At 56.4% G+C, this 19,286-nt stretch carries 14 protein-coding genes; 9 read left to right on the top strand and 5 right to left on the bottom strand.

Features of this window, described 5'->3' with window-relative positions; all coding sequences use genetic code 11:
* The first annotated feature begins 290 nt into the window (after positions 1-290).
* Positions 291-1,979 carry an RNA polymerase sigma factor RpoD/SigA gene (locus tag CEE69_RS19425; protein ID WP_099262272.1) on the top strand — a complete coding sequence of 563 codons (1,689 nt, stop codon included), beginning with the start codon at positions 291-293 and terminating at the stop codon, positions 1,977-1,979.
* A gap of 55 nt (positions 1,980-2,034) precedes the next feature.
* Here the strand turns inward: CEE69_RS19425 and CEE69_RS19420 are convergent, their stop codons facing one another.
* Both CEE69_RS19420 and CEE69_RS19415 read right to left on the bottom strand, forming a co-directional pair.
* Positions 2,035-3,249: a chorismate synthase gene (locus CEE69_RS19420; protein WP_099262271.1), complete on the bottom strand. Its 1,215-nt coding sequence runs from the start codon at positions 3,247-3,249 to the stop codon at positions 2,035-2,037.
* Complete coding sequence (locus tag CEE69_RS19415; RefSeq protein ID WP_099262270.1) at positions 3,237-4,511, bottom strand: LL-diaminopimelate aminotransferase; 1,275 nt, start codon at positions 4,509-4,511, stop codon at positions 3,237-3,239. Before CEE69_RS19415 ends, CEE69_RS19420 begins: the two co-directional genes overlap by 13 nt.
* Before the next feature lie 491 nt (positions 4,512-5,002).
* Here CEE69_RS19415 and CEE69_RS19410 point away from each other — a divergent pair, with 491 nt between their 5' ends.
* From CEE69_RS19410 to CEE69_RS19395, 4 genes are all read left to right on the top strand, one after another.
* The gene (locus tag CEE69_RS19410; RefSeq protein ID WP_099262269.1) at positions 5,003-5,839 is read left to right on the top strand and encodes a sensor histidine kinase; all 837 of its coding nucleotides are present in this window, start codon (positions 5,003-5,005) and stop codon (positions 5,837-5,839) included.
* A 166-nt stretch (positions 5,840-6,005) separates the two neighbouring features.
* On the top strand, positions 6,006-7,097 hold the full coding sequence (locus CEE69_RS19405) for a redoxin domain-containing protein (protein ID WP_099262268.1): 1,092 nt from the start codon (positions 6,006-6,008) through the stop codon (positions 7,095-7,097).
* 88 nt (positions 7,098-7,185) lie between these two features.
* Complete coding sequence (locus tag CEE69_RS19400) at positions 7,186-8,136, top strand: thiamine-phosphate kinase (protein ID WP_099262267.1); 951 nt, start codon at positions 7,186-7,188, stop codon at positions 8,134-8,136.
* Between the two features lie 19 nt (positions 8,137-8,155).
* Entirely contained in the window at positions 8,156-8,668 is a 513-nt protein-coding gene (locus tag CEE69_RS19395; protein ID WP_099262327.1) for a glycine cleavage system protein H, read from the top strand.
* 201 nt (positions 8,669-8,869) lie between these two features.
* Here CEE69_RS19395 and CEE69_RS19390 read toward each other — a convergent pair whose 3' ends face one another.
* Genes CEE69_RS19390 through CEE69_RS19380 form a run of 3 tightly spaced genes read right to left on the bottom strand, consistent with a single transcriptional unit; the run spans position 8,870 to position 13,026 of the window.
* Positions 8,870-11,068, bottom strand: coding sequence for a sialate O-acetylesterase (locus CEE69_RS19390; protein ID WP_099262266.1), 2,199 nt, complete (start codon positions 11,066-11,068; stop codon positions 8,870-8,872).
* Between the two features lie 42 nt (positions 11,069-11,110).
* Complete coding sequence (locus CEE69_RS19385; RefSeq protein ID WP_099262265.1) at positions 11,111-11,971, bottom strand: SDR family NAD(P)-dependent oxidoreductase; 861 nt, start codon at positions 11,969-11,971, stop codon at positions 11,111-11,113.
* Positions 11,968-13,026: a DUF6807 domain-containing protein gene (locus CEE69_RS19380; protein WP_233215412.1), complete on the bottom strand. Its 1,059-nt coding sequence runs from the start codon at positions 13,024-13,026 to the stop codon at positions 11,968-11,970. Before CEE69_RS19380 ends, CEE69_RS19385 begins: the two co-directional genes overlap by 4 nt.
* A 237-nt stretch (positions 13,027-13,263) precedes the next feature.
* Here CEE69_RS19380 and CEE69_RS19375 point away from each other — a divergent pair, with 237 nt between their 5' ends.
* From CEE69_RS19375 to ygiD, 4 genes are all read left to right on the top strand, one after another.
* Complete coding sequence (locus CEE69_RS19375; protein WP_099262325.1) at positions 13,264-15,261, top strand: DUF1549 and DUF1553 domain-containing protein; 1,998 nt, start codon at positions 13,264-13,266, stop codon at positions 15,259-15,261.
* A gap of 93 nt (positions 15,262-15,354) precedes the next feature.
* A complete protein-coding gene (locus CEE69_RS19370) occupies positions 15,355-16,662 on the top strand; it encodes a DUF1501 domain-containing protein (RefSeq protein WP_099262264.1) in 1,308 nt (435 codons plus the stop codon).
* Positions 16,663-16,674: 12 nt separating this feature from the next.
* Positions 16,675-17,736 carry a DMT family transporter gene (locus tag CEE69_RS19365; RefSeq protein ID WP_099262263.1) on the top strand — a complete coding sequence of 354 codons (1,062 nt, stop codon included), beginning with the start codon at positions 16,675-16,677 and terminating at the stop codon, positions 17,734-17,736.
* 383 nt (positions 17,737-18,119) lie between these two features.
* Positions 18,120-18,965, top strand: coding sequence for a 4,5-DOPA-extradiol-dioxygenase (gene ygiD, locus CEE69_RS19355; RefSeq protein WP_233215410.1), 846 nt, complete (start codon positions 18,120-18,122; stop codon positions 18,963-18,965).
* The last annotated feature ends 321 nt before the right edge of the window (positions 18,966-19,286 follow it).

The following is a 19,286-nucleotide window of genomic DNA, read 5'->3' as shown; positions in this document are numbered from 1 at the left end:
GGAGTGTAGTCCCCACGGACCGGCTTGGTTGTTCCATCCATCGGGCCAAAATGATGACAACGAATTCCGAATCTTGTGTGACATCACTCAGACGTGACCTACGTTTTTGTATGCGAGGCGGGGGAACGTCGTGCATCCAATAGTCACGAAGTTGAGGCGTGTGGTGGTTTTTCATCGAGCGTTGCGGGAACGCAACATTGGTGATGTCTGGAACCCACATGCCACGTCGCAAGCTTATCCACCCCGTAGGCGGTTCGTCCGTCTAAACCTTTATGCGACAACGGTTTGCTATGATTTATGCGTTGCCTCAGCAGGCGACTGGCACCGCCGGTGCTTGGTCTCATTCACCCAACCGTGTTGATGTTGTTTCGGGTGTCGAGGAGACCTTGATGGGAAAGAAGCTCAGCCGCCGTAGCTTGCAGGACGACGCCTTTGATGCCGAGGATTCGGTGAATCGCCGGTCTCGCACAATGGGCCAAGAATTCTCGGATTCTATTTCCGAGGAAATTGAATCGGGTTCGACGGGGGATGAGGACGCTGTTTCGCGTCGCGACGAGTTTCCAACCGACCCGACAGAAGATCCCGTGCGGATGTATCTCATGCAAATGGGGCAGATCCCATTGCTGACACGAGATCAGGAGGTGGCCGCTGCCCAGCAGATCGAAGCCACTCGGGAACGCTATCGTCATTGCATGATGGCAACCGATTTCATGTTGCAAGCAGCCCTGAAATTGCTGCAACAAGTCCGCGACAAACAGTTGCGTCTGGACCGCACCATCGAAGTCAGCGTGACAAACGCGGCCGAGAAAAAAGCGATCATGAAGCGAATCGTTCCAAACACACGGACGCTGGATTACCTGCTGCGTGAAAATCGCGGTGACTACATGGTGGCGATCAATTCGTCGCTACCGATGCGTCGTCGCCGTGCCGCTTGGCGGAACCTGGTGATCCGCCGAAACAAAGCGGTTCGTCTGGTCGAGGAAATGAATCTTCGAACCAACAAGCTGCAACCCATCTTCGAAAAGCTGCGTCGCAGTTGCGAACGCATGCAAGAGATCAAAGCGATCTTGGCCGATGCTCATCGTTCAACCATGCCCGGTATGCCATCGGTGGATGAACTACGATCCGAGCTCCGCAGCCTGATGCGTTTGACCTACGAAACACCTCGCACGTTGTCTCGCCGAGTCGACCGTTGCGACACTTTTCGCGACGACTACGACGCGGCCAAACGAGTCTTGTCAGCGGGCAACTTGCGATTGGTCGTTTCGATCGCGAAGAAGTATCGCAACCGTGGTCTGTCGTTCTTGGACCTGATTCAAGAGGGCAACACAGGGTTGATGCGAGCGGTCGACAAGTTCGAACACGCCCGTGGGTACAAGTTCAGCACCTACGCAACATGGTGGATTCGTCAGGCGATCACGCGAGCGATCGCTGATCAAAGTCGAACGATTCGCGTGCCTGTGCACATGATCGACACGATGAACAAGATTCGCCAAATCACACGTGACTTGGTTCAGGAACACGGTCGCGAACCCACCGCCGAAGAAGTTTCCAAACGCAGTGGTTTGTCGCTCGATGACACACGCGTGATTCTGAAGATGAGCCGTCAACCGTTGTCATTGGATCAACCGGTGGGCGATCATGACGACAGCGTCTTCGGAGAATTCCTGCAAGACCACCGCGACGACGATCCATTGGTCGAAACCAACCGCGAAGCTCTGAAGCATCAGATCGACTTGGCAATGGAAACACTGAACTATCGCGAACGGGAGATCCTTCGTTTGCGATATGGCTTGGCCGACGGCTACACCTACACGTTGGAAGAAGTGGGCCGGATTTTCCAGGTCACCCGCGAACGTGTTCGCCAGATCGAGAGCAAGGCTGTTCGCAAATTGCAACAACCCTACCGAGCCAAGTCACTGGTCAGCTTCCTCGACGGAGCCGAAGTGTCTCTGTTCGAAGGCAGCGAAGCGATCTGAGAATCGTCGATGCATAACTCGCTCGATTTCGACCGAGCGAGCAACGTTCGCTAATTTAAAATAGCTGAATCGAGTCGCCGCAATGAGCGGTGGCTTGATACGCCAACACTGAGTTGAGCAGCTCGATCGCCATGCGTGATTCCAGAGTCACGCCGGCTCGAACGCCAACGCACGGATCGTGCCGGCCCTTCGCCAGCTCGAATTCGATTTCGTCCAATTGCTTGTTGACGGAATCTTGCGGCAGGTTGATCGTCGAAGTGGGTTTGAATCCGACTCTCGCGACCAATGGATTGCCCGTCGTGATGCCACCGATCAATCCACCGTGCGTGTTGGATTGGTATCCTCCGCTGCGAATGGGATCGTTGTTCTCGCTTCCGGTTCGCGGAATGACATCCACGCCCGATCCGATCTCGCAGGACTGCACCGCGTTGAGTCCACCGAGTGCTCCCATCAGGCGAACCTTCAGGCTTTGATACAGTGGTTGTCCCAGCAACGGTGGAACGCCGACGGCAACCACTTCGACGGCCGCGCCGAGGGAATCACCGCGTTTACGAGTTTCTTTGATCAGCTCGCCCGCTTCATTTGCGAAGTCGGAATCGATCGACGCGATCTCCGCCTCGCCGAGCGAGTTTTCAATCTCGTCGACGTTTTCGATTGTCAGTGAATCCGCCAAGCTACGTTCGGCCTTGAGTGAACCGACTTGGCAGATGGAAGAGACGAACCGGGTTCCAAAGCATTCACGCAAGATAATGCGAGCGACACTGCCGCCGATCACATCGGTGATGGTCGATCGGTAGCTCGATCGGCCTCCGCCGCGAACGTCGACGAAGCCTTTGGATTGATGAAACTTCACCAGGTCGGTGTGACCCGGACGGACTTCGCCGGTGGGACCGCTGAACTGGGTGTAGTCGCCCGATTTCTTGCTGGTCGAAAGAACGATTGCAGCGATCGGTTCACCGGTCGTGAAGCCGTTTTCGTAGCCTTCTGTTTCGAACGATTGGTCGTCGACATCAACCGTCAGTCTCGATCCGGTCAGCAACGCGTCGGTGTCGTCCTGGTACAGCCCCGACAGAAAAACGACTTTGTCTTTTTCGTTTCGGGGCGTGCCGTGTTTGTTGCCGCCCGGCCGACGTCGGTCGAGGAACGGTTGCACATCGCTGCGACGAATCCGGAATCCCGCGGGGGATCCATGGATGATCGTGGTGACCGCGGGGCCGTGGCTTTCGCCGGCACCCGCGACTGCGAAGTGGGGACCGCCTAGGATTTCCATTGGAAACCGGCTCCGCTCAACCGGGCTGCCGTTTCGGCCATCAAAGCGTCTTCGGCGGCTTCGTCTTCTGCGATGTAGGTCACGCTGAAGCGAAGGAACGAACCGGCGTCATCCCACGGCACGGTGACGATGCCGTTTTCTTCGATCAGGAATCGGGTTGCGTCTTCGGCCGCGGCAAAGGTTTCGCCGCTCGCGGTTCCCGAAGGAGATTTCGTGTAAAGGAAGTAAGTTCCTCCGGGCATCTCAGCTTCGAAGCCGCAATCACGCAGGACCTTGACCAGTTTTTCCATCCGGCGACGGTACTTGGTGCGAATGCGTTCTGGAATCGAGTCATCGTCCAGCGCCGCGGCAGCCGCTTTTTGAGTGGCGATGAACTGACCGCTGTCGCTGTTGTCTTTGACGTCCGAGAACGCTTTGACGACCAGCGGGTGACCAGCGACGAATCCCATTCGCCATCCGATCATGTCGTAGCCTTTGCTCATCGAGTGGACTTCGACGCCGACATCCAACGCACCCGGAACTTCCAGGAAGCTGGTCGGTTTGCCGTCGAAGGTCAGCATGATGTGAGCGGCATCGTTGACGACGACGAACTCTTTTTCTTTCGCGAGCGCGACCACGTCTTCGAAGAATGACTTTGGTGCCGTGCCGCCGGTGGGCGAATTGGGGTAGTTCAAAATCATCAACTTGGTGCGACGAAACACATCGTCTGGGATCGCGTCCAAGTCGGGCAAGAAATTGTTCTCGGCCAACAATGGCAAACGGTAGACATCGCCGCCGTAGTAACGAGTGTGAGTGCCAGCGACCGGATAGCCTGGCACGGTCATCATGGTGATGTCGCCCGGGTTGATGAAACACGCCGGTAACATCGCGTAGGCTGGTTTGCTGCCGATGCAGTGGTTGATTTGCGTTTCAGGATCCAGCTTCACGCCGAATTGACGCTGCATCAGCCGAGCGGCGGCCTCCTTGTATTCCGAGACGCCATTGTCGGCGTAGCCACGGTTTTCGACTTGATTGATTTCCCGGCCCATCACTTCGCGGATCGAAGCGTCGGCCATGGAATCGTTTTCACCGATTCCGAAATCCAACAGTTGGCGTTCGGGGTGATCAGCCAGGGCCTTTCGCTTGGCTCGCTTGATTTTTTCGAACTTGTAGATCTCGGTGCTTTTGCCGTAGTTCGCTCCGCCAATTCGTTCGGCAAACAGCGATTGAATGTACGGATCGGAGTTCTGAGTGGTTTCGGAAGCTGCGGCAGCGGAGGACATTTGCGACCCATCGAGATCGTTCGGGGAAAGAAATGAGCGAATCGAATGTTTTAGCTGCGAAGCACACGTTCGTCGAGGTCGTGAATGACCTCTCGTCTCCGGTGCGATTCCACGCCGGGGCTGCCTCTGGGCACTCGCCTGGAAAAGGGCGTGCCGTTTTTAACTGCTGTGTTGCCAAGCGTTTCTCATCACCCTCCCCGTGGGAGGGTCGAGCGAAGCGAGGGGAGGGTCGAGCATCGGAACCAGCGCGTAACCCTCCCCGGCCCGAAGCGGGCCGACCCTCCCAAAGGGAGGGTGAAATAAAACTGCACAACCTCCAAGGGGAGGGTGATGAGAAACGCTTTGCAAACCAACAACTTGAAAGCGGCACGACCTCGAAATCGGGAGGGTGGCAATCGGCAGCGGGACGATTGAGCGGTACAATGGACCGGCCCTGAGCCCTCCGGAGAGATGGGGCCGATCCGTTGCCCGCCCTTTTCCCGCGTTCATTCATGTCCGAGCCGATTTTTTCCAGTCACGACGACGCATTGCCTTCGGAAAATCCAGGTGCCCAGTCGGGCGCTGAACGCTCCCCTGCTCATTCGAATCGCAGCGATCGGTCTCGCGAGCAAGCACGGCACGAAGCGGAGATGCAAGAGGCACGCAGCCACTACGAAGAGCTAGCGGAACTCGCTGGGTCGCTGGCCCACGAGATCAAAAACCCGCTTTCCATCATTCACATGAACATCGATTTGCTGAGCGAAGATTTGATGGAGATTGATTCTCCGTCGAGTCGTCGCTGCCAAAATCGAGTCGACATGGTCCGCAATCAATGCGAACGCATGGAAGGGCTGCTGCGGGATTTCTTACGTTTCGCTCGATTGCGCCACATCGATTTGGTCCCCGGCAGTCTGAACGACCAAATTCAACAAGTCCTCGACGCCTACCAGGCTCAAGCCGATTCTCAGGACGTCGAACTGCAGCGCTACCTCGATCCTGATCTGCCGTCGATTCGTTTGCACAGCGACGCGTTGCAGTCGGCACTGATGAATCTGGTGAAAAACGCATTGGAGGCGATGCCCGATGGTGGCCAGCTTTGGGCGCGAACCTACAGCACGCGCGGCGGCGTGAATTTGGATTTAATCGACACCGGAACCGGAGTCGACGACAACACCGTGCTGCACATGTTCGAGCCGTTCTACAGCACGAAAGATGGCGGGTCGGGACTCGGATTGCCGACCGCTCGAAAGATCATTGAAGCCCACGGGGCACGCATTTCCGTCCAAAGCGAAACCGGACGTGGAACTAAATTCAGCCTGCAATTCCCGGTGCCGGCCCGTTTGGGGTGATCGTCACGAAGACGGTTCATTGGCGGGAAGTGGGCGAAAACAACCATTTCGCACCGGATCAGTTGCTTAGGCAACCGCGGCACTTCGTGAATTGAATCTGCCTCAACCATGGTCCTCTAATACTGCTTCTCCTCTAGCGACCCTGTCTTTTTAAAAGAGATTCCCGATGTCGATTCGAGTTTTCTTAATCTTGTTCGCTGGGGTGTTGGGGCTATCGACTGCCTCTTCGGTCTCGCACTCAACCTCGGCCGCCGAGCCCGCGGCTTCGCCTTTCGTCCTGCAGATGATTCGCGACGATTCGGTGCACGCGGAACTGCAGCTTTCGACGGACCAAATCAATCAGGTCTACGAGGCCATCGGCGAGGTCGATCCTCGTTGGTGGGTCAACCGGATCGCTCCTTTGGAGAAGCAATCGACCGAAATTCGCGAATTGACGGCGATGCTGAAAAGCCGATTGTCCAGCGTTTTGTCAGCTGACCAGATGAACCGGTTGAAGCAACTCGAAAAGCAAGCGGCAGGAACCCGCTTCGTCGTTCATCCGGATGCTGTCGCGGCGTTGGAGTTGAGCGAGAGCCAGGTTGAAAAGCTGAAGGAAACCTTTGCGGCGACGGACGAAGAAGTCGCGAAATTGCAGAAGCAGGTCGCGGACAAAGAGATGGAAGCCACCGACGCAGCAAAGGATGTCGCTGCGATTCAGGCTCGTGAGCGGCAGAGTCTGGTTGGCCTTTTGACTCGGGATCAGCAAGCCAAGATCGGAACTCTGTTGGGAAAAACCTTTGACTTTTCAAAGGTCCAACGAACCTACCCACGAGCCCCCGAGTTTGTGCTCGAAGGTGCGGAGTGGATCCAAGGCGAACCCGAAACGATGGAAGATTTGCGTGGCAAAGTCGTCGCGGTTTATTTCTATGCGTTTCAGTGCATCAATTGCCAACGGAACTTCCCGCACTACAAGGCTTGGCATGACGACATGGCCGATCAAGGTTTGGTCGTGATCGGAATCCAAAGGCCCGAAACGTCTGCCGAGCGAAATCGAGAACGCGTTTTGGCTGCTGTGGAAAAGGACGGTTTTGAATACCCGGTTTTGTTCGACGAAGAATCGGGCAATTGGAATGCTTGGGGAAATACCATGTGGCCGACCACCTACTTGATTGACAAGAAGGGGTTCATTCGTCGATGGTGGCAGGGTGAAATGAATTGGCAAGGCACACCCGGCGAGCAACAGATGCGAGGGAGCATCGAGCAATTGCTTGCCGAGTAAGCTGTGAGTGATTGCGATCGGCGAGCCAATTGGCCAATGATGATTGCTCGCTGCCCCAATCCCCCTGACAACGAAGCTGAATTTCAGAATGGAACAGTCCTTTCTCGCTTACCTCCGCGGCCGAACTCGCCAATTGCCCCAGGTCGCCGTCGGTATTGGCGACGATGCAGCCGTGATCGACTGGCCCGGAACCCCCGCGTCCGATCAGCCCCAACTTCGTCAGGTCGCTTGCACCGATCAAATTCTCGATGGCGTTGATTTTCGTTCCCAGGAACAGTCACTGTCCGACATCGGCTTCAAAGCCATGGCGATCAACCTCAGCGACATCGCAGCGATGGGCGCCTCACCTTCGTCGGCTTTGGTGACGCTGGCGTTGCCGGCTGAAAATGCGACGGAGATCGCGGGGGAAGTTTACGAGGGCATTCTCGAAGCAGCTCAGAAGTACAACGTCGCGATTGCCGGCGGTGATCTTTCGACTTACGACGGTCCGCTCTCGATCAGCATCACCTTGCTCGGATGGGTGGAAAAACCTTGGCTGAGAACGGGAGCCGAAGAAGGCGACGCACTGTTCGTCACCGGATCGCTCGGCGGCAGTTTGCTGGGCCGGCACCTTCGACCCGAACCGAGAGTCGAATTGGCTGCGAAGCTGAAAGAGAAAGTCGACGTGCACGCGGCGATCGATGTCAGCGACGGCTTCAGCTTGGATCTGGATCGGATGCTGGCGGCCAGTCGCATGGGAGCGGAATTGGAGCTCGAGACGCTGCCGATTTCGGAAGCCGCACATCGCTTTTCTGAGAAGAGTGGACGGACGCCGCTCGAGCATGCTTGGAGCGACGGGGAAGATTTCGAATTGATCTTTTGCGTTTCACCCGAGCAAGCTGCGATCATAGAATCGACCGACTGGGGCGTTCCGGTGACGCGAGTGGGCAAGGTCGTCGGACGCACAGGATTGTGGAAACGCGTCGCGACCAGCAAGTTCGAACGGGTGTTCCCGCAAGGTTTCGTGCATGGCGAAATTGATATCGCCCCAGCCAATTGATCCACCGAGCTTGATCCAAATGAACGAATCCGATCCGAATCCAGGAGAGCAGTTCAAGTTCGCGATGGGCGAATTTGATGCTTCGTTCCCCAAGGGTTATCGCTACGCGAAAAATCATATGTGGGCGACGCCATCGCCAGACCAATCCGCGGCATCAGGCGATGACCAATGCGTGTGGCGGTTTGGTTTGTCAGCTTACGCGGTGCGTTTGCTACAAGACGTCTATTTTCTTGATTGGCTCGTCGAACCGGGCACACCTTTGACGGCTCGCAAGACAATCGGATCGATCGAGAGCAAGAAAGCCGAGAGCGATTTGTTCTCGCCAATCGCTGGAGAGCTGGTCGCGATCAACGGTGACGCATTGGATGAGCCATCGGTCATCAATGCATCGCCCTACGTTGACGGATGGCTGATCGAAATTCGCGGCAACACGTCGGAAGAAAACCTGCTGTCATCGGATGACTACGCCGAGCACCTGAACGAAGCCTGGGAAGTCGCTCAGCGAACCATCAAAGGCCAAGCCAACCATTGAGGCACCGAACCATCACCGCAAGCCTCAACCTGTAGCTCGGTGGTCCCCCACCGAGATGAGCGCAAACTCACGTTGGAGACCAACGTGCGACAGCTTACTGTCGTTGCTATACGTTGCTGTCGCCCACCGACTCCGTTCGATGGTATCCGATCATCCATCGGTCGGAGCCGAGGGGCGACATTGATACTCGCGGCTTTGGTGTCACTTCACTGGGCGGACCAAGACCTGCAGTTTCTTGCTCGCATACTGCGACGCATTGCTGGTGAATGTCCAATCCTTGTGCTCGCCTGAGTGATTGCCAATTCCCAGATCCGCATTTGGTCCATTCTTCCAATTGTTGATTGCAAATACGGTTTGGCGTGCATCGACATTGTGAACCTGCATGCAGCCATAACCGCTGACCGGCATTCCAGGTTCATCGCCAAAGTCGAAGGCGGTTCCAGACGCGCCGGGAACCTTGTCAGCGTTGCTGGGGCTGTAATTGTTCGGCCAAAACTCGATTCGGCCATTTTTAATTTCGGCACCTGACGACACGCTGCTGTCGCTGCCGTAGACAGTCATCGACTCAACCGACTGTTGAAACTTCGCCTTTGCATCAGCGGTCGGAATGCCAATTTTCGCGATGTCATCGGTGAAGGCATCCATGCTGACGAAGACCGACTTCACATTGCCGCCGGCATCTTCCAGCGACACCAGGTAAGCCACTCGATCGAATTTGGAAATGCTTTCGTGATGGTCGACGTCGTACTGAATCGACGATCCCAGTTTGCTCAAATCCAACTCGTAGACCAATTCGTATTCGTCCGCGCCGGGAATTGTTTGTGCGAATTCGGGGACCTTGCCAGCTCGAAACGCCGAAAGCGGCAGGCCGGTCGCTCCACGCAGATTGGGTTCGGCGAGTTTGTCCCAGCCGAATCGCATCGCGGTTGGTTGCTGGACTTTGTCGGACGACAGGACAATCTCGTCGCCTTCGATCTTCGCCGTTGCCGCTTGGAACCCGCCGGAGTTTGGGCCAATGTTTTCGAACCAATTCGGTGCTTTGCCGTCGCTGGTTTGAAGTGCACCGCCGGTGTTTTTGAAACTCAGACGCAGTTTGCCGTCCTGCGTTTGCACGGAATCCAATTCAGGGCTGTCTGCGACCAAGTCCGTCTTTCCGTAGTCATAACGCAACGCGAGGTCGGCCAGACGTTTACCCACGTCTTGTTTGTTTGGCGGGTGAATGTCGTTGACCGTTGCGATGTCGTTGGTGACCACCATCGCTGTGTTTGGAATGGCCGCGGCCGCCGCTTGAGCTTCCCAGAACTTGGCCAGGACCGTGCCGGATTCATTGCCGTAGTGATACGGAGCGATCTGCACGAAGTAGAACGGGAACGGTCCTTGATCCCACTTGGCTCGCCATCCGTCAATCAAAGCTCGCATCTTGGCGGTGTAGAGCATCCCTTCGCGATGGTTGGCTTCGCCTTGGTACCAGATCGCACCACGGATGGGCATTTGGATCAAAGGATGGATCATACCGTTGTATAGCGTCGTTGGCTGGCCGTGCGATGTGAACGGCGTCAGCGAGCTGGGGTACACCGGTGCTGGTTCGATGAACGAATCTTTCGCGAGTGCTTGTTCAGCTTTCGCGACCCACGCTTTGGTCGATTGCACGTGGTTCTGAAGTGCTGATTCAAATGCGTCTGTTCCTGGTGTGCGCTGAATGACCGATTCGGAGATGTCCTTGAGTTCTTCGATGCCTTCAAACCCAACCGGTGGTGTCCAAGGTTCGATGCGGGTTCCACCCCAAGATGAGTTGACCAATCCGATTGGAACGTTCAATTCTTTGTGCAGTCGTCGAGCCATGAAGTATCCGGCCGCCGTGAACTGGCCCGCTGTCTCCGGCGAACAGACTTGCCATGGCGCTGGCACATCATCAACCGCCATGGGAGACGGTACGCGAGGCACTTTCATGTGCCGAATTTGTGGGTAGTTTGCCGATGCGATTTCCTCCGCCGCGTTCACGCTGGATTGGACTCGCCATTCCATGTTGGATTGGCCCGAGCACAACCAGACCTCACCAATCAGAATGTCTTTGAGCTGAAGCTCATTGTTGCCGGTCACTTTGATTTCAACCGCATCCGAACTCGCCGAACGTGCGGGGAGTTCAACCAACCAGTTTCCGTCTTGATTGGCTTGCGTCGCGGCTTGATCATCGCCGATTGTGACTTGGACTTTCTCAGATGGATCCGCCCAACCCCAAACTCGGATCGGCTTTTCTTGTTGCAGGACCATGTGGTCGGTGAAGAAACCAGGCAGCTTTACATCACCGCGAACGAGGCTTGGTTGCACAACGCTCGCGAAAAAACAGATCGATAGTGCCGCGAACAAGGCGCGTCTTGGGCCGAATCGGTGGTGTGTCATGGTGAGGAACTTCGGTGGGGAAAGGGGGGAGGGGAAAGCGGATCAGTGATCCGCGGGGAGGTCCGGTTGTTGCCACGCACTCATGCCGCCATCGACCAAGAGTGTTTGTCCGTGAACATGTGCTGCGACGTCGCTGAGCAAGAAAATTGCCGCTCCGACGCACGCGTCCGGCGACGGGATTTGCCCGTTGGGTGTGTGCAGTTGCATCCACGACTCGATCGCAGCGTCATGATTGACCACATCCGTGAGCTGTGTTCGAACCAAGCCTGGGGCCATCGAATTGACGCGAATTTGATGCGGTGCCAGCGACACGCAAAGCGAACGGACCATCGAAGCCACCGCACCCTTCGAGGTGTCGTAGGCGGTGTGATCCGGTTCTGCCAAGAACCCATTGATGGACCCGGTGAACAGAACGCGTCCAGCGACTTGGTTTGTCACCCAGCGTTTCGCGAAGGCTTGGGTGAGAAAGTACCCTGCCCCGACGTTGAGATTCATCGTGGCTTGATATCGGTCAGTCGTCATCTCCAAGAATGGAACATCGATGAAGGTGCCCGCGTTGTTGACCAGCGTGTCCACTCCCGGAAGCACTTCGTCGATTTGTGACAACAGTTGATCGATCCAGGTTTCTGCGGAAGTCGAAAGATCGCACAGGACCAACTCCGCACGCTGTCCGCTGTCACGGCAAGCGGTCAGGGTTGCTTCCGCGGCGGCGTCACGTTGGAGTCCAATCAAAACGACGTCCGCGCCGACTCGGGTCAGGCCACGAGCGATCGCTCCGCCGACTCCTTGCGTGCCGCCAGTGACGACAACGCGGCGGCCATCCAAGCGAAACCCGCTGGGATGAAACGCCGTGGAAGCGGACGCCGGCGATGGATCACCGGCAGATGGATCTGGCGAATTCAAAGCGATGGCTTGGTTTCGGCGTAATCAGCGAAGTGTTGCTCCGATTTTTCGCGATCGAAGCCACCGTCGTGCAACACGATTCGGAAGTGAAGGTCCAAGTGCTCTCCATCGGCGATTTTGACGCCTTCGTATTCAGGCTGGCCAAAGTGATGGCGGCCGAACGGGTTTGCTGCGAACAAACCGTAGGTCCGGACGTGCCAGTAGCAATCAGGTTGCGAGTTGCCCGGGTGATAGAACATCGTGATGCCCGCGGTGGGCCAATCGGATGGCTCGTCTGAACCGGCTTGTTGGATCGGGCCACTGTAGTCGACCCACGCTGACTTCTTGCCCCATGCGGCGCCGTCCTTCAGACCTTCTGCGTTTTGTCCGGTTCCACCGAGTTTCGCATCGACTTTCATCGAGCCCGCGACCCGAACACCAAGCGTGCCTTCTTTGGTGTCACCGAATGTAACATCGCCATCGGTCGCTTTGAGTCGAACGTCCAAGTCGATGACGGTGTCGCCTTGTGATTCGGAGAACGTCCATTGCCGCTGATCGCTCAAAACACGGTTGCCATCAGGGTCGTTCCAATCATTGTTCGTGGTCAGCGTGATTCCATCTTCGCCTTCCTCTTTGGACATCGAAGTCTGCACGACGTAGCCGGTGTGTGGCGTTGGTTTGTCCAACCAAAAATCGAGGTCGTTGACGATGCCGTGGGTGAACCACAGCGAACGATGGTGATGGTGGTCGTCCCGTTCATACTTGCCCTTGGCCTTCATCGGGTAGTCACGCGTCAGCGGCAAACCCGAGGGAGAATTCAGCGGATAGAGGCCAGGCGTGCCGAGCAAGCTGGAGTGGTGACGGGCGATCAATTTTCCACCCCGGTAGATCTCCACATCCTGTTGCTTCGAACCCTTGCTATCGGAAGCAACCGTTTTGGTTTCCCAGGTCGCAGCGGCTTCGGCAGCCTCTGGATTCGCGGCTGTCGCAGAGGAGGCGATCGAGCATGCTGCGATAGCAACGCAAGCATGCTGTGTGAGTTGTCGAAGGAACCGGCGAATACGCGGAGGATTCATCAAGGTGGGTCCGTTTGAGTTCATAGTCAGTGGGAATGCGTTTGAACGAGAGGTCGCAACGTTTGCCAAAGTGACCTCGACGCCAGTGGCACCGGCAGTCTCTTCGGATGTTCGTGCAACCATTCGTTGCGAAGGTGGGACTGGGAGGGGGGGGGTGAAAATCAGCGGGCGATCTGAGCGTTTGATTCGCCGGTTGCCCGCGAGTCGATGGATTATGATAGAGGGGGACGGAGCATGATGCCATCTTTTCTGAGTTCTGGTTTTTTCGGAGTGGACGCGATGTGTCACCGAGGCGGTTCGATGCGTTTGATGGGAATGTTTTTGTTGGCCTTTTGTTTGCTTGGCCCGGATGCGTTTGCCCAGCGAGCCAACCAACGAAACGTCAAAAAAACGAACTCGAAAACGAAGATTCGACTTCCAGAAAGCGTGCGTTCGAAGAAAACCGTCGACATGGAAGTCGCCCCTGTTCGCACGTCCAGTCGCCAGGGAATTCGCTACGCCGCGAACGAACTGGATACCTTCATCGAGCGAGAATTGTTGGCCGAGGGCATCACGCCGCAAGAACTGGCCAGCGACGAAGTGTTTTTGCGACGTGTCTACTTGGATGTCGCTGGACGCATTCCGACCTTGGAAGAAGCCAATCGGTTCCTCGAATCCAAATCCAGCGACCGACGCGAAGTGCTGATCGATCAATTGCTCTCCAGCCCCGACTACGTCAGTCATTCGTACAACTGGTGGGCGGACACGTTGCGATTGGTGGATCGTCCCCAGCCAAACTTGGTCGCCGATCCTTACAACGGGTACGTCAAGCAATCGATCGCCGAGAACAAACCCTACGACCAGTGGGTTTACGAGATGCTGACAGCGGACGGCAAAGTCTGGGACAACCCGGCCGTCGGATTTCAGCTCCGCGATGATGGGATGCCGCTGCCTTACATCGACAACACGGTACGAGTTTTCTTGGGGACTCAAATCGGATGCGCTCAATGTCACGACCATCCGTTTGATGAGTGGTCGCAGTACCAGTTTTATCAACTGGCTGCATTCACCGCGGGAACCAGCACTCGGATGCGAAAGGGCGATCCAGGATTCGAGAAAACCAATCCCGCCAACGCGCTGATCAACGAGGGGAAAAAACACTTCGACAAAGGACGCGTTCCCGGCGAGTTTCAACGCATCGCCCGCGCGAACACCTACGTTGTCAGTGAGCGACCGCGACGTCTGCGATTGCCGCATGACTATGCCTATCGCGACGCCAAGCCGAAGGACGTTGTTGAGCCCAAGGTACTGTGGGGCGAAATCCCAACTTCCGCCGCCAATGCGACGCCTCGTGAGCAGTTCGCCGCTTGGGTGACCAGTCCCGAGAATCCTCGGTTCAGTCAAACGATCGTGAACCGGCTTTGGAAGCGTTTGATGGGAGTCGGTTTTGTGGAACCCGTGGATGACTTCCGAGACGAAAACCCTTGTGTCAATGAAGCCGCGATGGATCACCTGTGCGAGGAACTGATTCGACGCGGATTCGATCTGAAGGAACTGACCCGCGTCGTTCTGTACAGCCAAACATACCAACGGCAAGCCGTTGACTATGACATCACCGATGGAGACATGTACTACTTCCCTGGGCCCACCGTTCGGCGGATGACAGCCGAACAAGTCTGGGATTCCATTCTGACATTGGCCGTGAGCAACCCGTGGCCATTCCAACGTCCAACGGCGGAAGAGATGAAGCCCGTTCTGGACCTGGATTTCTCCAAGGTGGATTTTGCGGAGGTCAAGCGGCGTTCCGCGAAGTTCAAAGAATCCTACTTCGCTCCGGTCTACAAACGGAATCTGAATCAGCATGCCTATCAACGCAATGTGCTGTGTCGCGCCAGCGAGCTGCCTGCGCCTTTGCCCGCCGATCACTTTTTACGCCAGTTTGGGCAAGGTGATCGCGAGGTCATCAATGGATCGCAGGATGAGGCCACTGTGCCGCAGATCTTGGCAATGTTCAACGGCCCGATCACGCACGTGATGTTGGAACCAGGCTCAGCTTTGGTGGACAACGTTTTGCAAGTGAACAACGTCAAGAAACGAATCGATGCGATCTTCCTGAGCGTGTTGACTCGCAAACCATCGACGGATGATCGCGTTCTCGCCTCGCGCGAATTGTCCAGCCAAAACCAAACCGGTGTCGGCTACGGCAACATCATTTGGGCGTTGCTCAACACGCGAGAATTCTTGTTCGTCCAGTGACCCACTGGGGCGTTGGTTGGCATTGCATCCCCACTCTTTCCTATCCTTTTTCCTCATCGCCCGCGTTGCGGTTCACCCCCACGAGACCGAATCATGGCCGGAATTGATTTCACCCTGGAAGATCGACGACGATTCATCAGCCGTTTGGCAAAACAAACACTCGGCGTGTCCTTCGCCGGTGGCGCCTTGGGCGGGCCGTGGTGGGATGAGTTGTCGCCCAGCAGTCGCGCTCATGCTGCGTCCGCGTCTGCCAAAAAAGCCAAGCACATCATCTATCTGTTCATGGATGGTGCGATGTCGCATTTGGACACGTTCGATCCCAAAGTCGGTGTGGAAGAGGCAGGCGAGACAAAACCCATTGCGACTCGAGTTCCCGGCATCCAGTTCGGAGATCGCTTTCCAAAGCTTTCTTACCTTGCCGGAGCCATCGCGACGGTTCGTTCGCTGTCCACCGAAACGGGGGCACACGAGCAAGGGCGTTACCTGATGCGGACCGCCTACAAGCAGATCAACTCGATCCAACATCCTGGCATGGGGGCGTGGATGGTGGACCGTAAGGGGCGAGAGAACCGAGAGTTGCCGGGTAACTTTCTGATCGGCAGCGGCAATCGGCATCCCGGTGCGGGCTTCTTGCCGCCAGCGTTGTCGCCAGTCCCGATCGCAAACCCGAACGCAGGTTTGCAAAACATCAAGCTGCCAAAGTATCTGGATGAAAAACTGTTCTATCGCCGATTGGCTCTCGCCAACCGATTCGACAAATCGTTTCAATCGCAGCGGAAGAACAACGATGTCGAAGCTTACAACCAACTCTACTTGGAAACTCGCAAGCTCATGGGAAGCGAGCACTTGAAAGTGTTCGACTTGAACGAAGAGGATTCCAAGATTCGTGACGCCTATGGTCGCAACTCGTTCGGCCAAGGTTGCTTGCTTGCCCGCCGTTTGGTGGAGTCGGGAGCTCGGTTCGTCGAGGTGAATTTCGGTGGATGGGACATGCACCAAGACCTCTATTCGCGTCTGAACGAGAAGGCGACCCAGGTCGACGACGGGATGGGGTTCTTGCTTCGCGATTTGCACTCGAAGGGGTTGCTCGACGAGACGCTGGTGGTTTTGACGACCGAATTTGGCCGCAAGCCGAAGCTGAATGCGAACGCGGGCCGTGATCACCACCCGGGCGTGTTCTGCAGTTTGCTGGCGGGGGCCGGGATCCAAGGTGGGCAAGTCCTGGGGGCATCGGACAAACACGGCAGCTATGTCGATGAGTATCCGGTGAGCGTTTCATCGTTCAACAAGACCATCGCTGCGGCGGCTGGATTGCCGTTGGACGAGGAGTTCTTCGCGCCCAACGGGCGTCCCTTTAAGATCGGGGGCGACGACGATCCCATCCCCGAACTTCTTGCCTGATGTTAGCTCCCATTGTCAGAATCAGCCCAATTGGTCTCGCATCGTCGTGCTGTTCTGGCGTTGGTTGTTGTCAACGTGCTGTGGGGATCTTCGTTCCCATTTATCAAGGCGTTGAACCTGCTCGCGGATGAGCACTTTGGTGTGGATGAGCACACCGCCTCGGGAGCCTTCCGCGCGGCGGCGTCGGCGTGGATGACCGGCTTGCGTTTCGCGTTGGCTGGCGTGTTGTTCGCGGTCTGTTGCAGCGGAGTGCTCCGACGTGTCCGGTGGCCACACTTCCTCGCCGGAATCGCGATTGGGTGCCTGTTCGTCGTCGGCATGGTTTTGCAGGTTTCCGGTCTGTCGACCATTCCCGCGTCTCGGAGCGGTTTTCTGACCAGTCTTGCCGTCGTTTGGACGCCCGTCCTAGCAACACTGTTTGAACGTCAGCGTCCCCGGTCGACCGTTCTGCTCGCCGCCGGAGTTTCCCTGTTCGGTGTCGCGATCCTGACTGGATTGCTGCAGTGGTCCAACGGCGGCCTGCATTTCGCGCCCGATGGGCTGGGGCAATGGAAAACCGGTGACACGCTGACTCTGTTGGCGGTGCTGTTTTTCAGTGGCCAGATCGTGGCGGTCGATTGGTTTGGGAAGCGATTGGATTCGCTCGCGTTCACACCGTCGATGTTCGGAACCACCGCCGTGTTGGCGTTGCTGTTCTTCGCGCTGATTCAACCCAGCATCCCAGAGATTTCGGCGAGCGATTCCACCAACCCTGGGTGGTACGCGTTGACCATCCAGCCTCGCTTCTACGGGCTGATTGTCTTGCTAGCGATCTTCCCATCGTTGGTCGCGTTCTCGCTGATGAATCGATTTCAACCTAGCGTTTCACCAACGCAAGCATCGGTGCTCTACACCCTGGAACCACTGATGGCATCCACCTGGGCCATGTTCATTCCTGGACTGCTCAGCGTTTGGTGTTCCGTCCAGTATGCAAACGAAACGTTGACCTTCGAATTGGTTCTGGGCGGAACAATCCTGATTCTCGCGAACTTGCTGGCGCTCTGGCCAACCAAAAAGTCGCGGACCGTTTCTTGAAACAACACACCCATTACCCCACACGTTTGGGTTTGAACTTAGCCTTTGGCCAAGATGGGAGCGTGTTAATCTGGTCCAGGGGCGTTGCCCGCTGGCTATGTTGAAAAGGCCGTTGGCCATTCAATGAAAAAACGCGGCTTCAAAACGCGTCAGCGAGGCAAGAATCCATTTGCATCGTTCCTCGCTGACACTTCGGGTTACCAAGAGCCAAGAGCCAACGCAAAATTGCAACATAAAAACTTTCGTCCTGCTCACCCCTCATTCACTCTTCGAAAGGGTCGAGCGGAGCGAGGTCGAACGAAGATGCCCCAATCCGAGTACCACCAACCCACCTCTTTTGAACCCAACGCCTTTTGGCTGCCCACATGGAGTGGATGAAAACGATGGCAATGACAAGTGGAGCGGTGACGATCGGAACGTCACTGCGAGCCATGACAGACACCTTGCCCGAAGACGGCCACGTGATGCCCGCTTTCTTCATCGGACACGGAAGCCCGATGAATGCACTGGAAGACAACGAGTTCACACGTGGTTGGAAAGCCGAAATGGCCAACGTGCGCAAACCCGCTGCGATTCTCTGCGTCTCCGCTCACTGGCTCACCCGTGGCACTTGGGTCACTGCGATGGATCACCCCAAGACGATTCATGACTTCGGTGGCTTCCCACGGGAACTTTCTGAGGCTCAGTACACGGCTCCAGGTCTTCCCGAGTTGGCGCGACGGGTCAGTGAAACAGTCCAAGGAACGCCCATTGGTTTGGATCAAGACTGGGGATTGGATCACGGCACTTGGTCCGTGTTGAAGCCCGTCTTCCCCAAGGCAGATCTCCCGGTCGTGCAAGTCAGCATCGACCTGTCCAAACCCGGCGCGTGGCACTATGAATTGGCCAAAGAATTGAGCAATCTTCGCCGTCGCGGGGTGCTGATCCTTGGCAGCGGCAACATTGTTCACAACTTGCGGTGGATGGACGGTCAAAGGCTCGATCAAGGCTTCGACTGGGCGTTGGAGACAAACGAGCTCACCAACCGACTGATTCTCAATCGCGATCATGCGAAGTTGTGTGACTATCAATCGTTGGGCAAGTCAGCCGCACGAGCGATCCCAACGCCGGACCACTACTACCCGCTGCTCTACACGCTGGCTTTGCAGGGACCCCAAGAAGACGTCAAAATTTTCAACGACAAAGCCGTTTTGGGGTCCATCACGATGACCTCTGTTCGCATTGGCTAGCTCGATCACGATCAACCAGACCGGTCGCAGGACTCCGGCGCAGAGCCTCGACAACCTCCGCGATTTCATGCCTGTGTTTCTCACTCGGTCGAACGTCTGAAAAGTTGGTCACAGACAAAACGGCGAGAAAAATCCGGGACGGCTCCCGTGCTGCCTGTTGAAAACCGGCGTGTTTTCAAGTGGGCATTGGATCGTTCTCACGTTGAAAACGTTTTTGCTAGGCAAAACGCAACTTCGGTCCACTTTCGGTGTTCACAGACATAGCCAGCATATCCCCTCCTCTTTTCTCGCATCGTTGTTGGCGAGCGTGAGTGAATCGCG

The sequence above is a fragment of the Rhodopirellula bahusiensis genome (assembly GCF_002727185.1).
GTDB classification, from domain to species: domain Bacteria; phylum Planctomycetota; class Planctomycetia; order Pirellulales; family Pirellulaceae; genus Rhodopirellula; species Rhodopirellula bahusiensis.
This window is presented reverse-complemented; position numbering and strand designations above follow the sequence as displayed.

Excerpts from the sequence above, each read along its gene's own strand:
- CEE69_RS19425 (WP_099262272.1), top strand. The coding sequence starts at position 291 with ATGATTTATGCGTTGCCTCAGCAGGCGACTGGCACCGCCGGTGCTTGG.
- CEE69_RS19375 (WP_099262325.1), top strand. The coding sequence starts at position 13,264 with ATGCCATCTTTTCTGAGTTCTGGTTTTTTCGGAGTGGACGCGATGTGT.
- CEE69_RS19405 (WP_099262268.1), top strand. The coding sequence starts at position 6,006 with ATGTCGATTCGAGTTTTCTTAATCTTGTTCGCTGGGGTGTTGGGGCTA.
- ygiD (WP_233215410.1), top strand. The coding sequence starts at position 18,120 with ATGGCAATGACAAGTGGAGCGGTGACGATCGGAACGTCACTGCGAGCC.
- CEE69_RS19400 (WP_099262267.1), top strand. The coding sequence starts at position 7,186 with ATGGAACAGTCCTTTCTCGCTTACCTCCGCGGCCGAACTCGCCAATTG.
- CEE69_RS19380 (WP_233215412.1), bottom strand. The coding sequence starts at position 13,026 with ATGAATCCTCCGCGTATTCGCCGGTTCCTTCGACAACTCACACAGCAT.
- CEE69_RS19410 (WP_099262269.1), top strand. The coding sequence starts at position 5,003 with ATGTCCGAGCCGATTTTTTCCAGTCACGACGACGCATTGCCTTCGGAA.
- CEE69_RS19395 (WP_099262327.1), top strand. The coding sequence starts at position 8,156 with ATGAACGAATCCGATCCGAATCCAGGAGAGCAGTTCAAGTTCGCGATG.
- CEE69_RS19415 (WP_099262270.1), bottom strand. The coding sequence starts at position 4,511 with ATGTCCTCCGCTGCCGCAGCTTCCGAAACCACTCAGAACTCCGATCCG.
- CEE69_RS19420 (WP_099262271.1), bottom strand. The coding sequence starts at position 3,249 with ATGGAAATCCTAGGCGGTCCCCACTTCGCAGTCGCGGGTGCCGGCGAA.
- CEE69_RS19370 (WP_099262264.1), top strand. The coding sequence starts at position 15,355 with ATGGCCGGAATTGATTTCACCCTGGAAGATCGACGACGATTCATCAGC.
- CEE69_RS19390 (WP_099262266.1), bottom strand. The coding sequence starts at position 11,068 with ATGACACACCACCGATTCGGCCCAAGACGCGCCTTGTTCGCGGCACTA.